Source organism: Bradyrhizobium glycinis (genome assembly GCF_016031655.1).
Taxonomy (GTDB): Bacteria; Pseudomonadota; Alphaproteobacteria; order Rhizobiales; family Xanthobacteraceae; genus Bradyrhizobium; species Bradyrhizobium glycinis.
The window spans coordinates 87,620-100,866 of record NZ_JACCHQ010000004.1 but is presented as its reverse complement, the minus strand read 5'-3'; the positions used below and the strand labels follow the sequence as shown (position 1 = coordinate 100,866).

Below are 13,247 nucleotides of genomic sequence, written 5' to 3'. Positions count from 1 at the left end.
TCCGTTTACCGAGCGCGTTGATGCATCAACGCGCGTACCCATAGACCTTGACTGCGTTCTCCGAAGACACGAGACCGCTCGCGACGTCGTCGTTGACGGCCGCGCGATCGCGCTCCCTGGGATCGCCAATGCCGGCACCGCCGGGCGTCATCACGACCAGCCGGTCGTCCGGCGGCACCTGCTGAAAGCCCTTGCCGCGCAGCTTCTTGCCGGACTTGAGACCGACATAGCCGGCCTCGCCGTTCCGGCCGCCGTCCCGCCCGCGCGGCGGATGATCGATGCGGTCGAACGCGGCGAGAATGTCGAACGGCGCATCGACCCCGCTGCCGACCTCGATGATCTGGCCGAGACCGCCGCGGGTGCGCCCCGCCCCGCCGGAATCCGGGCGCAGCTCCTTGCGCCAGAAGATCAGCGGGGTCTGCGTTTCCGCAATCTCGACCGGCGTGCCGCGCACGCCGCTTGGGTAAGCGGTGGCCGACAACCCGTCCTTGGTAAAGCGCGCGCCGGTGCCGCCGTTGGAGGTGACCGCCATCGAGAAACCGTAATTGCCGCCGGCGCCAGAGCGGGTCTGGCCGCGCACGTTGAGATTCCACAGGCAGGAGGTGCCTTCCGCCGGAACGCGCTCGGGAATGATCTGGCGCAGGCAGCCGAACACGACGTCCGGCAGCATCTGGCCGATGACGTGGCGCGACGCCACGGGCGCCGGCTTCGGCGCATTGAGGATCGCGCCCGCCGGCGCCGACACCGTGAGCGGCGAGAGCGAGCCGGCATTGTTGGGGATCTGAGAGGCGACGACGCAGCCGAGGCCGAACACAGTATAGGCCGTGGTGTAGGACAGCGGCACGTTGATGCCGAACTTCGAGGCCGCGGATGTGCCGTCGAAATCGACGTGGATGCCGCTATCCGAGATCGTCAGCGTCGCCGCCAGCGTCACCGGCGCATCATAACCGTCGACCACCATGGTGTTGCGCCAGCTGCCCTTCGGCAGCTTTGCGATCTCGGCCAGCACGGCCTCGCGCGAGCGGTCGCAGATGTAATCGCCGAGCTCGTCGAGCGTGTCGATGCTGAACTCGCTCATCATCTCGACCAGGCGCTCGCAGCCGACATCGTTGCAGCCCGCGAGTGAATAGGTGTCGCCCTCGGTATCGATCGGCAGGCGCGTGTTGGTGCGGATCATCGCCATCAGCGTCTCGTTGACGACGCCCTGATCGATCAGCTTCAGCATGGGGATGTAGAGCCCCTCCATGAACACGTCGGTGGCATCGGGCCCGAAGCCGATGCCGCCGATATCCATGAGATGACTGGTGCAGGAGAACAGCGCGACGACCTTGCCGTCCTTGAAGCAGGGCGTGGTGACGACGAAATCGTTGAGATGACCGGTGCCCATCCAGGGATCGTTGGTGATGTAGGCATCGCCCTCCTTCATCGTCTCAAGCGGGAAGTGAGCGATGAAGTGCTTCACCGATTCCGCCATCGAGTTGACGTGGCCGGGCGTGCCGGTCACCGCCTGCGCCAGCATCCGGCCCTTGAGGTCGAACACGCCGGCCGAGAGGTCGCCGCATTCGCGCACGATCGGGCTGAAGGCGGTGCGCAAGAGCACCTGCGCCTGCTCCTCGACCACGGCGATCAGCCGGTGCCACATGATCTGAAGGTCGATCAGGCTCGCGCCATTTGCCTTGCTCATGATCAGGCCGCCTTTCGTTCCATGACGATGCTGCCGGCACCGTCGATATGGGCGTCGAAACTGGTGGAGACGAAGGTCGAGGTTTCGTCTTCCGCGATCACGGCGGGGCCCGCGATGATCGCCCCCGGCGCCATGTCCTCGCGCCGGTAGAGCGGGATCTCGATCACTTCTCCGGCCCGGCCGTCGAAGAATTTTCGACTGCCGGACGCCGTGGCCGCGGCCTTGCGCGCGACCGCCGCAACGGCAGGCGGATTGCGCGCCTCCGTCGTTGCGAGCACCGACCAGCTCAGCACCTCGATGGCCGCGCCCGGGATCGGCCGCTCGAACATGGCTGAATAATCCGTCTCGAACTTCTGGCGCAGGCCGGCGAGATCGGCGGAGATCAGCGGCCGGTTCGGCAGCTCGACGGTGATCTCGTGGCCCTGGCCGACATAGCGCATGAAGGCCGCGCGGCGCTCGCGCACCGGCGCACCGGCGGCACCAGGCTCGACCAGCGCACGCGCTTCGGTCGCCATCTCCTGAAGTAAGTCGGAGACGGCCGCGGTGTCGAAATCATCGAGGCGGACGTGCCGGCTGCGCACCAGCTCATAGGCGATCGGCGCGGCCAGAAAGCCGACCGCCGAGCCGACGCCGGCATTCGACGGCACGATCACGCGGGAGACGCCGATCTTTTCGGCGACGCGCGCCGCATGCAGCGGCGCGGCACCGCCGAAGGCGATCAGCGTGTGCTGGCCGACCACGGCGCCGCGCTCGACGGCGTGCACGCGCGCCGCGCTCGCCATGTTCTCGCAGACGACCTCGTGCACGGCATAGGCTGCCGTCTCCGCGGACAGGCCGAGCGGCGCACCGACATCGCGCAGCAGCGCCTGTTTCGACAGCTCCGGATCGAGCTTGATTGTGCCGGCCGCAAAGGCATCGGGATCGATCATGCCGAGCGCGACGTCGGCATCCGTCACCGCCGGACGCTGGCCGCCTCGGCCATAGCAGGCCGGCCCCGGCTCCGACGAGGCGCTCTCCGGGCCGACGGTGACGCGCTTCATCGCATCGACATGGGCGATCGAACCGCCGCCGGCGCCGATCTCGACCATCTCGATCACGGGGATGCGCACCGGCAGGCCGGAGCCCTTGAGGAAGCGCGCGGCGCGATCGACCTCGAACACGCGCGAGGTCTCGGGCTGGTATTTCTCGATCAGGCAGATCTTGGCCGTGGTGCCGCCCATGTCGAAGGACAGCACCTTGCTCTCGCCGAGCCGCGCCGCGATCTGTGCAGCGAAGATCGCGCCGCCGGCAGGCCCGGATTCGACGAGACGCACCGGAAAGCGCCGCGCCGTCTCGATCGAGGTGACACCTCCGCCCGAGGTGACCAGATAGATGGCGCCACGAAACTGCTCGACCTGCAGGGCGTCGGCCATGCGGGCGAGATAGCCGTCGATCAGGGGTTGCACATAGGCGTTCGCGACCGCAGTCGATGTGCGCTCGTACTCGCGAATTTCGGGACAGACGGCGGAAGACACCGTCACGGAGATGCCGGGCATCTCCTCGGCCAGGATCGCCGCTGCGCGTCGCTCGTGCTCGGGATTGGCGTAGGAGTGCAGGAAGGCGATCGCGACGCTCTCGACGCCGAGCTCACGCAATTTCGGCGCGAGCGCGCGCACGGCCGTCTCGTCGAGCGGGAGGCGGACGGCGCCATGGGCGTCGATGCGCTCCGGCACCGTGAAGCGGAGGCTGCGCGGGGCCAGCGGCTTCGGCTTGTCGATGCTGAGATCGTACTGGTCGTACCGGCTCTCGGTGCCGATATCGAGCACGTCGCGAAAGCCTTCGGTTGCGATCAGCGCCGTCTTGGCGCCGCGCCGTTCGATGATCGCATTGGTCGCGAGCGTCGTGCCATGGATGAAGACGTCGATATCGCTGATATGGGCACGTGCATCGGCAAGAATGAGCCGCATGCCGTCCAGCACCGCCTGCTCGGGGCGCTGCGGGGTCGTCAACACCTTGCGGGTTTTGCGGTCTTGTCCCACGTCCAGCACGATGTCGGTGAAGGTGCCACCGATATCCACGGCAAGCCGTACCTCGGCTCCCTCAAGCATTCCAAATTCTCCGTGCTGGTCGTCAAGACTGGGTCCAAAAGCGCAGCAATTCCCGTGCCATGAGGCATGCCGGCAACGCTGTGCCCGGCTATTTTGCGCGGCACCTATGCAATAGGCAAGGCGTGTTCGCCGTGAGCGCGATCAGAGCAGGAATGCAAGCGCCGCTTCGCAGCGCTCCTCGACCTTCAGCGTCAAGAGATCGTCGGCACGGGTACGCCCGAGATTGATCGCGGCGATCGGAATCTGCCGTTTCGCGGCAGCCTGCACGAAGCGGAAGCCGGAATAGACCATCAATGACGAGCCGACGATCAGCATGGCATCGGCCTGCCCCAGATGATCCTGCGCCTTGGCCACCACATCGCGCGGCACATTCTCGCCGAAGAACACCACGTCGGGCTTGAGAATGCCGCCGCAGGCTTCGCAAGGCGGCACCTCGAAGGAGGAAAAATCCTCGTGCTCCAGATCGGCGTCGCCATCAGGTGCATCCGCGGCATCAAGCGTCAGCCATGCCGCATTGGCGCGGCCGAGAGCGTGCTGAAACTGGTCGCGACGCGTCTTGCGACCGCAGCCCATGCAGCGGACCAGATCGAGCCGGCCGTGCAGGTCGATCACCTGCCGGTGGCCGGCCGACTGATGCAGCCGGTCGACATTCTGCGTCAGCAGCATCCCGCACCGGCCATTCGCCTCGAGCCGGGCCAACGCGCGATGCGCATCGTTCGGCTTCGCCTGGCCGAACCGCCGCCAGCCGATCAGGCTGCGCGCCCAATAGCGCCGGCGCGTCGGCTCGTCCGACATGAAAGCCTGGAAATTGACCGGCTGGGTCCGCTTCCAGTTGCCCTGGCTGTCGCGATAATCGGGAATGCCCGAATTGGTGCTGCAGCCGGCGCCGGTCAGCACGAATAGTTTTTCGTGCCGGCCGACGAAATCCTGGAGTGGGGAATCTGCCAGCGGAGAACTCGTCATGGTGCAGATGTAGTCTGCGCCGGCGGATTCTGCCAGATGCCGCGTGGCGGCCCGAGTTTAGCTCGCCCAGTTCTCGCGAAACTCCGGAAACAGCGTGATGCCTCCGCAGGCATAGATGGTCTGCCCGGTGATGTAGCTGGAATCGTCCGAGGCGAGGAAGGCGAACACCGCCGCGATCTCTTCGGGAGTGCCGACGCGGCCGAGCGGAATGTGGCTGGTGACGACACCGCGCTTTTCGGGATCGCCGGTCCAGGCCGCGTTGATCGGCGTATCGATTGCGCCGGGACCGACCGCATTGACGCGGATGCCGTGCCGCGCGAATTCGAGCGCCAGCGTGCGGGTGAGACCGGCCATACCGCTCTTGCTGATGGAATAAGCGAGATAGCCGGGCTTTGGGATGATCTGGTGGACGCTGGAGCAGTTGATGATGCTGCCACCTCCGCCACGCGCGACGAAATGCGCCAGCGCCTTGTGCGCGCAGAGCACGGCGCCGTTGAGATTGACGTCGATGATGCGGCGGTAGGTTTCGACGTCGAGCCCCTCGCTCGGCGATTCCCGCTGGAAGCCGGCATTGTTGACGAGACAGTCGAGGCGCTTGAAGCGCGCCAGGACGGTCTCGAACATCGCGGCGATGTCCTGCTCGACCCCGATATCGGCCTTGACGACGATATGGTCGAGCCTGCCGTGGCCGCGATCGCTCGATGCCGTTCGCGCCAGCGCGAGGGTCTCCTCGGCGTTGCCGGCGTGATCGAAATAGTTGATGGCGACGGTCGCGCCTTCCTGCGCCAGCCGGATGGCGACGGCGCGGCCGATGCCTTGGGAGGCGCCGGTCACCAGCGCGTACTGGCCGACGAGGCGCGAGGGAAACGAGGTCGAGCGTTCGGTTTGCGGCATGTGTTCTCTCCGGGATGCATCATCATGGATGGAACCGGCGTTTTGTTCCATCCCTCGCAGATGCCGGGATCTAGAGCATGATCCGGAAAAGTGTGTAGCGGTTTTCCGAAAGGATCATGCTCAAACAACAACCTAAAGCGCGATGACGATCAATCCTAATCGCATCGCGCTTTAGTCGACTGGCTGCGCGAGCGGCGAGGTCAGGATTTGATAGAGGATGATCGCGCCGAAAGTCGCAGTGCCGATGCCGCCGATCGTGAACGCACCGAATTTGAGCGTGAGATCGCCGGCCCCTGCGATCAGCGCCACCGCGACGGTGATGAGGTTCGCAGGATTGGCAAAGTCGACCTTGTTCTCGACCCAGATTCGTCCGGCCATCGCCGCGATCAGCCCGAACAGCACGATCGAAAGCCCCCCAATGACGGGACCCGGGATGGACAAGATGAGCGCGCCGAATTTCGGCGAGAAGCCGAGCAGGATCGACACCAAGGCTGCGAACGCAAACAGCAGGGTCGAATAGACCTTGGTCGCCGCCATCACGCCGATGTTCTCGGCGTAGGTGGTGACGCCGGTGCCACCGCCGCACGCCGCCACGATGGTCGCGAGACTGTCCGCGAACAGGGCGCGGCCGAGATAGGCATCGAGGTTCCGGCCCGTCATGGCGCCGACGGCCTTGATGTGCCCGAGGTTCTCAGCAACGAGAATGACCGCAACCGGCGCGATGAGGAAGATCGCATCGGCCTGAAAGCTCGGCGCCGTGAAGTTCGGCAGCCCGAGCCACGGCGCGGCCGACAATCGCGTGAAGTCGATCGGCTTGCCGAAGCCGAGGCCGTTCGCGAACAGCAGGTAGAGGAGATAGCCGCCGACCGCCCCGAGGATGATCGGCAGGCGGCGCCACAGGCCTGGCGCTGCAACGGCCACCACGCCGATGATCAAGACGGTGGCGAGCCCGATCCAGGTGTCGAAGGCATTGGCGCTCACCGCCTTGACCGCCACTGGCGCGAGATTGAGGCCGATCGCGGCGACGACAGCGCCGGTGACGGCCGGCGGCAGCAGCCGCTCGATCCAGCCAACACCGGACCACATCACGACCAGCGAAATCAGGCCATACAGCACCCCGGCGCCGACGATGCCGCCGAGTGCAACCGACAGGTTCGGGTTTGGCCCCTGCCCGGCATAGCCCGTCGCGGCGATGACGACGGCGATGAAGGCGAAGCTCGAGCCGAGGTAGCTCGGCACGCGCCCGGCGACGACGACGAAGAAGATCAGCGTGCCGACGCCGGAGAACAGAACTGCAACGTTGGGATCGAACCCCATCAACAGCGGCGCGATGATCGTCGCACCGGACATCGCGACGCAATGTTGAAGACCTGAGACGATAGTCTGGCCCCAGGACAGCCGCTCCTCCGGCATGATCACGCCCGAGGTCTTGAGCTTCCAACGTGGAAAATAGCTCTGCTCGTCCGAGCCTGTTGCGATCGTCATGTTTCCCCCGGTTCCGGTGCAGCGATCGATGGCGTGCCAACAGACAAAAATGTGATTGTCGCTTCTGCGACGCCCATCACATGATGCAAATCATGCACGATCAATCCGTTCCCGAGCCCGCATTATGACACAGATTGCGATCCCGTCAGCCATCCAGCGCCGGCACCAGCCCTGGTACAAGATCCTCTACGTCCAGGTGCTGATCGCGATCGCACTCGGCGTGCTCATCGGCTATGTCTATCCAGATCTCGGCAAGGCCTTGAAGCCGCTCGGCGACGGCTTCATCGCGCTGATCAAGATGATGATCGCGCCCGTGATCTTCTGCACCGTGGTGCACGGCATCTCCTCGATGGGCGATCTCAAGCGGGTTGGCCGGGTCGGGCTGAAGTCGCTGATCTATTTCGAGACGGTCTCGACCGTGGCGCTCGCGGTGGGTTTGCTGGTCGGCGAGATTCTCCAGCCCGGGCACGGCTTCAACATCGATCCGGCCACGATCGACCCCAATTCGGTGGCAACCTACGTCACCAAGGCCAAGGAAGAGGGCATCGTCGCCCATCTGATGGCGATCATTCCCGACAGCTATCTCGGCGCGATCGCGCGCGGCGACCTCTTGCAGGTGCTGCTGATCTCGATCCTGTCCGGCTTCGCCATCGCCTTCCTCGGCAAGGCCGGTGAGCCCATTGCGGACGCGATCGACAAGGCGGCGAAGATGTTCTTCGGCATCATCCGCATCATCGTGCGCGTCGCGCCGATCGGCGCCTTCGGCGCGATGGCGTTCACCGTCGGCGCCTACGGCCTCGGCTCGCTGCTCAATCTCGCCGCCCTGATCGGCACGTTCTATCTGACCAGCATCCTGTTCGTGCTGATCGTGCTGGGTGCAATCGCCCGGCTCGCCGGCTTCTCGATCCTGCGCTTCATCGCCTATATCAAGGACGAGCTCTTGATCGTGCTCGGCACCTCGTCCTCCGAGACCGTGCTGCCGCAGATGATCCAGAAGATGGAGCATCTCGGCGCCTCACGCTCCGTGGTGGGCCTCGTGATCCCGACCGGCTACAGCTTCAACCTCGATGGGACCAACATCTACATGACGCTGGCGACGCTGTTCCTGGCGCAGGCGACCAACACCCATCTGACCATCTGGCAGGAGCTCGGCATTCTCGGCATCGCCATGATCACCTCCAAGGGCGCCTCCGGCGTGACCGGCGCCGGCTTCATCACTCTCGCCGCGACGCTGTCGATCGTGCCTGATATACCGATCCAATCGATCGCGATCCTGGTCGGCATCGACAAGTTCATGAGCGAATGCCGCGCGCTCACCAATCTGATCGGCAATGGCGTTGCCTGCGTCGTCATCAGCATCTCCGAAGGCGAGCTCGACCGCGACGCGCTGCACGAGACCATGGCGCATCCGCTGGAGATCGGCGAGGCGCTGGAGCCAGGCGGGGGCGCTGCGTCGTAGGCCGCGCAGTGCGTGAGCAGACGACGCCTGGTTCCGATGCGGTAGTTTCCCGGAGTAGAAAATCGATGCGGCCCGCGTCACAACAACGGCGTTGGGATGACGGATTGATACTCATTTTTTCCGCCCGACGCGCTGGGGGCAGGGCGTCGGGCGTTTGATAGTTCTAAGACTTCGGAACTTCGCGCGGGATTAGACCATCCCGCCATTGGCGGGCTGGCAAAATAGAGTTCGCGTCGTTTCGATTCCCGCCGATCGCTGATCAGCCCTTGAGCGCGGTCACCACCACCTCGATCAGCGCGCCGCCGCCGAGATCGGCGACGCCGACGGTGGCGCGCGTCGGCAGGTTGTCGCCGAAGAATTCGGTCCAGGCCGCGTCCATCTCGTTCTTCTTGGAGAGATCGGTGACGAAGATCGAGGCGCTGACCACGCGCGACTTGTCGGTTCCCGCCTCTTTCAGATAGCCGGCGATCTTGCCGAGGATGTTGCGGGTCTGGTCGCCCATCGAGACCGAGGTGTCGTCGGCGATGGTACCGCCGAGGAAGACGAAGCCATTGGCTTCGACGGCGCGGTGCATGATGGGCGTGCGGATGCTGCGGGTAATGCTCATGATGTCCTCTTGTTCCTTTGTTTGAGCATGATCCTTTCGGAAAACCGCTACACACTTTTCCGGATCATGCTAGAGCGTGGAAGGGTGGAAGCGGTCGATGCCGAGATCGCTGACGCGGGTCTGCGTGCCGCCGTTGACAATCAGCTCCGCCATCACGGCGCCGGCGCCGGGGCCGAGTTGAAAGCCGTGCAGCGAGAAGCCGAACTGGTGGTAGAGCCCCTTGTGACGCGAGCTCGGCCCGAACACGGGAATGTCGTCCTTCATCTTGGCTTCGATGCCGGCCCAGGCGCGGACGATGGTCGCGCCGCGCATGACCGGAAACAGCTCGAACACGGTCTGCGCGCTGGTCGCAAGGCTCTTCCAGTCCAGCACGGTCTCGTTGCGATCCTGATAGGGCGTCGCCAGATGGCCGCCGCCGATCAGCACGGTGCCGTTCTTGAACTGCTTGAAGGAAAGCTTGCGACCGCGCAGGATCACGACCGGATCGATGAAGTGCGGCACGCGCGAGGTGATCATCAGCATCGGCGCCACGGTCTCGACCGGCACCGGCTCGCCAAGATCAGCCGCGATCTTGCCGGCCCAGGCGCCGGCGGCATTGACCAGCACCGGCGCGGCAAAGCTCTCCGAACCCGCATCGACGTGCCAGAGACCGTCGTTGTAGCGGATGTTGCTGGCCGCTACGCCTTCGCGCACGGTCGCACCGAGCTGCTCGGCCTTGCGGCGGAACGCCGTCGTCGTCTGCGCCGGATTGGCCGCGCCGTCGCGGCGCGAGACCACGCCGCCGGGACAGGTCTCGGCCACCGCCGGCACGAGCCGGCGCAGTTCGGCCGCGTCGATCAGTTCTTCGTGGGTGAAGCCCAGCGCGTTGAGCTCGGCGACGCGGGCGCGGCAGGCCACGAGCTCGTCTTCGTTCTCGGCGACCAGCACCTGACCGTTGCTCTCGAAGCTGCAATCGTCGTCGACGAGATCCGTGATCTTCTCCCAGATGCCCATCGAGCGGATCGACAACGGTATCTCCGGGACATGCCGGGCGAGCTGGCGCACGCCGCCGGCATTGACGCCGGAGGCGTGGCGGCCGGCATAGTCCTTTTCGATCAGCACCGGCTTCATGCCGGCGAGACACAGATGCAGCGTGGTCGAGCATCCGTGGATGCCGGCGCCAATGACGATCGCATCCACGTTTGTGCTCATCCGCGCACCACGGCCTTGACGTCGGCCTCGCTCTTCGGAACGGCGGCGAGCTCGGCCAGCGTGATCGGCTTCACCGGCGCGCGCAGCCGGTAATAGCCGATCTCCTGCGGGGTCTTGCCCCGCGCCTGCGCCATCAGCTCGGTGACGGTGAGACCGCAGAGCCGGCCCTGGCACGGGCCCATGCCGGTGCGGCGATAGGCCTTGAGCTGGTTCGGCCCGGTCGCGCCGATCGCGACGGAATCCAGAACGCCCTTGGCGGTCACCTCCTCGCAGCGGCACACGATGGTATCGCCCGAGGGAATGCGGAACTGCGGCGCCGGGCGGAACAGCGTGTCGAGAAAGACGCGACCGCGCTCGGCCTTGGCGAGATCGGAACGGAGCGTCGCCATTGCGGGCAGCTTTGCGGCTGCCGCGGGCGCCAGCGCCTCCACCGCGGCGCGCGCGGCGATGCGGCCCCGCACCACGGCCGCATTGGCACCGCCGATGCCCGCGCCATCGCCTGCGATCGCGATGCCCGCGACCGACGAATTGCCGCTCGCATCGAGCACCGGCGACCAGCACAATTGCAGGTCATCCCAACGATGTTCGATGCCGGCGGACATCGCCAGATTGACATTGGGCACGACACCCTGATGCAGCAGCAGCAGATCGGCCGGAATGGTCTCGCGCTTGCTGCCCGCGACATAGCTCACGCTGGCAAGCTGGCCATCACCGGAAGCCGCAAGCTCGGTGACACCAGAGACGACCTGCACCTTCGCCTTCACCTCGCGCATCATCGACAGGCCTTTGGCGAAATAGGGCGAGGTCAGGAAGGCGAAAGCGTGCGGGAGCGCGGCGAAATAGTTGCCGCGCTGGGTGGTGTCGAGAATGCGGTCGATGCGGCCGCCAAGCCGCAGGATCTGCGCGGCGAGCAGCCAGAGCAGCGGCCCCTGCCCTGCGATCACCGTGCGTCCGTCGGGCACCAGGCCTGAGGACTTCAGCATGGTCTGCGCCGCGCCCGCGGTCATCACGCCCGGCAGCGTCCAGCCGGGAATTGGGAATGGCCGCTCCAGCGCACCGGTCGCGAGAATCACGCGCTTGGCCTTGACGAAAGCGGACGCGCCGCCGATCGAGACGGCAATATCGAGATTGCGGTCGAGGCTCCAGACGGTCGCACGCTGGATCACCTCCGCATTGCTTGCGCGCAGCGACTGCACGAGATCGGCCCCGACCCAATAATCGGCGCCTAGCTGATTGCGCTCGGTGACCGGCGTCGAGGAAATCGCGCGGAACACCTGGCCGCCCGGGCCGATGTTCTCGTCGAGCAGCAGCGTCGACAGGCCGGCCTCGGCGGATGTTGCGGCAGCAGCAAGGCCGGCAGGGCCGGCGCCGATCACCACGACGTCGTAGTTTTCGCGCTTGGGAGCCACGCTCATTTTCCGATCTCCCGCTTGCCCTTCTGGATTTCGATTCTCATGCCCTCGGCGACGGGCACGAGACAGCCTTGCCGGTTGCCGACGCCATCGATGGTGACGAGGCAGTCGAAGCACACGCCCATCATGCAATAAGGCAGGCGCGGCGCGCCGCTGACTGCGGTGGAACGCCGTGCGTCAACACCGGAGGCGAGCAGCGCGGCAGAGACGGTGTCGCCCTGGCGCGCCGCGACGGCGACGCCGTCGACGAAGATCTGCACCTGTGGCCGCTTGTCCTGTTCGGATCGCTTGAACATGGGGATGCCTCTTGGCTCCTTCTCAAAATCTTCAATAACCGCTGCTGTTGGCAGCACCTGCGCCGCCAAAACGGCTTGCGGAGAACGCGCCGACCAGCTCCGGCTCAAGCGCGCCTTGCGCCACCATGCGCGCGATCTCGAAGGCGTGGTTGGAGGCGAGCGTCACACCGGAATGGCAGCAGGCGACGAAGGCGCCGGGATGCGTCTCCGACTGGTCGTAGATCGGAAAGCCGTCCTGCGGCATCACGCGAATGCCGGACCAACTCCTGACCACGTTGAGCCGCGCCAGATGCGGGAACATCCGCTGCGCGCGATCGGCCATGACGCCGCTGATCGACGGCTTCAGCGTGCGATCGTCCAGCTCGTCCTCCTTGCTGTCGCCGATCATCACCGTGCCCTCGTCGGTCTGGCGGATCGTGGTCAGGGGATGCGGCAGGAACGGCATGGTGCGCTCGGTCACGACGACCTGGCCGCGGGTCGGGCCCATCGGAGCAAAGAGGCCGACCATTGGCGCCAGCGTCTGGTTGGCATTGCCGGCGGCCAGCACGATCTTGGCGGCCCGCAGCTCGCCCTTCGGCGTGGTCAGACGAAACTCGCCGCCGCTCTTGCTGATGGCCGAGACCGGGCGCTCCGGAAAATAGTCGATGCCGAACGCAATGAAGCCGGTGTGAAACGCACGAAAGGTGCGCAGCGAATTGACGTGGCCGTCGAGCGGGCAATAGCTGCCGCCGGAGACCTCGGGCCCGATCAACGGCAGCGCCTTCTTCACCTCGGACGGCCGCAGCATCTCCATCTTGTAGTCGGCCGCGCCAACTTGGTTGTGCATGCGCTTGACGAGCTCGGTGCGCTGGCCGAATTCATCCTCGCCGAGCGTGAGATGAAAGCCGCCGTTCTGCTGCAGGGCGACGTCGAGGCCAGTCTGCTGCTTCAGCTCGGAGGCCAGCCTGCCCCACGCCTGCGAGGCCTGCACGGTCCACACCGTATAGGCGGGCATGCCGAGCCCTTTGCTCTGCACCCACACCAGCGCGAAATTCGCGCGCGAGGCGCGCTTTGTGATGTCGCCTTCGTCGAGCACAGCGACCTTCTTGCCGAGCCGGCCGAGGCCCCAGGCAATGGCGGAGCCGAGCAGTCCGCCGCCGACGACGGCGACGTCGTAATCCGTTCGCATA

11 protein-coding genes are annotated in these 13,247 nt (G+C 65.7%); 1 reads left to right on the top strand and 10 read right to left on the bottom strand.

Going from position 1 to position 13,247, the window contains the following annotated elements:
• Window positions 1-25: 25 nt before the first annotated feature.
• The 5 genes from HZZ16_RS09135 to HZZ16_RS09115 form a co-directional block, all read right to left on the bottom strand.
• The gene (locus tag HZZ16_RS09135) at window positions 26-1,684 is read right to left on the bottom strand and encodes a hydantoinase B/oxoprolinase family protein (protein ID WP_197948143.1); all 1,659 of its coding nucleotides are present in this window, start codon (window positions 1,682-1,684) and stop codon (window positions 26-28) included.
• Window positions 1,685-1,686: 2 nt separating this feature from the next.
• Window positions 1,687-3,771 (bottom strand): hydantoinase/oxoprolinase family protein, encoded by a 2,085-nt coding sequence (locus HZZ16_RS09130; RefSeq protein ID WP_197948142.1) that lies wholly within the window; start codon window positions 3,769-3,771, stop codon window positions 1,687-1,689.
• A gap of 141 nt (window positions 3,772-3,912) precedes the next feature.
• Window positions 3,913-4,734 carry an NAD-dependent protein deacetylase gene (locus tag HZZ16_RS09125; protein WP_197948141.1) on the bottom strand — a complete coding sequence of 274 codons (822 nt, stop codon included), beginning with the start codon at window positions 4,732-4,734 and terminating at the stop codon, window positions 3,913-3,915.
• A gap of 57 nt (window positions 4,735-4,791) precedes the next feature.
• Window positions 4,792-5,628: an SDR family oxidoreductase gene (locus HZZ16_RS09120; RefSeq protein WP_197948140.1), complete on the bottom strand. Its 837-nt coding sequence runs from the start codon at window positions 5,626-5,628 to the stop codon at window positions 4,792-4,794.
• A gap of 171 nt (window positions 5,629-5,799) precedes the next feature.
• Window positions 5,800-7,113, bottom strand: a complete 1,314-nt coding sequence (locus tag HZZ16_RS09115) for a solute carrier family 23 protein (protein ID WP_197948139.1) — start codon at window positions 7,111-7,113, stop codon at window positions 5,800-5,802.
• Window positions 7,114-7,237: 124 nt separating this feature from the next.
• Here HZZ16_RS09115 and HZZ16_RS09110 point away from each other — a divergent pair, with 124 nt between their 5' ends.
• Window positions 7,238-8,572: a dicarboxylate/amino acid:cation symporter gene (locus tag HZZ16_RS09110; RefSeq protein WP_197948138.1), complete on the top strand. Its 1,335-nt coding sequence runs from the start codon at window positions 7,238-7,240 to the stop codon at window positions 8,570-8,572.
• Window positions 8,573-8,831: 259 nt separating this feature from the next.
• Here HZZ16_RS09110 and HZZ16_RS09105 read toward each other — a convergent pair whose 3' ends face one another.
• The 5 genes from HZZ16_RS09105 to HZZ16_RS09085 form a co-directional block, all read right to left on the bottom strand.
• On the bottom strand, window positions 8,832-9,179 hold the full coding sequence (locus tag HZZ16_RS09105) for a RidA family protein (RefSeq protein ID WP_197948137.1): 348 nt from the start codon (window positions 9,177-9,179) through the stop codon (window positions 8,832-8,834).
• 69 nt (window positions 9,180-9,248) lie between these two features.
• Window positions 9,249-10,370 carry an NAD(P)/FAD-dependent oxidoreductase gene (locus tag HZZ16_RS09100; protein WP_197948136.1) on the bottom strand — a complete coding sequence of 374 codons (1,122 nt, stop codon included), beginning with the start codon at window positions 10,368-10,370 and terminating at the stop codon, window positions 9,249-9,251.
• Window positions 10,367-11,785, bottom strand: a complete 1,419-nt coding sequence (locus tag HZZ16_RS09095; RefSeq protein WP_197948135.1) for an FAD/NAD(P)-dependent oxidoreductase — start codon at window positions 11,783-11,785, stop codon at window positions 10,367-10,369. The genes HZZ16_RS09100 and HZZ16_RS09095 overlap by 4 nt, the downstream gene beginning before the upstream one ends.
• The gene (locus tag HZZ16_RS09090; RefSeq protein ID WP_197948134.1) at window positions 11,782-12,078 is read right to left on the bottom strand and encodes a (2Fe-2S)-binding protein; all 297 of its coding nucleotides are present in this window, start codon (window positions 12,076-12,078) and stop codon (window positions 11,782-11,784) included. The genes HZZ16_RS09095 and HZZ16_RS09090 overlap by 4 nt, the downstream gene beginning before the upstream one ends.
• A 31-nt stretch (window positions 12,079-12,109) precedes the next feature.
• Window positions 12,110-13,246 (bottom strand): NAD(P)/FAD-dependent oxidoreductase, encoded by a 1,137-nt coding sequence (locus HZZ16_RS09085; RefSeq protein WP_197948133.1) that lies wholly within the window; start codon window positions 13,244-13,246, stop codon window positions 12,110-12,112.
• Window position 13,247 lies beyond the last annotated feature (1 nt).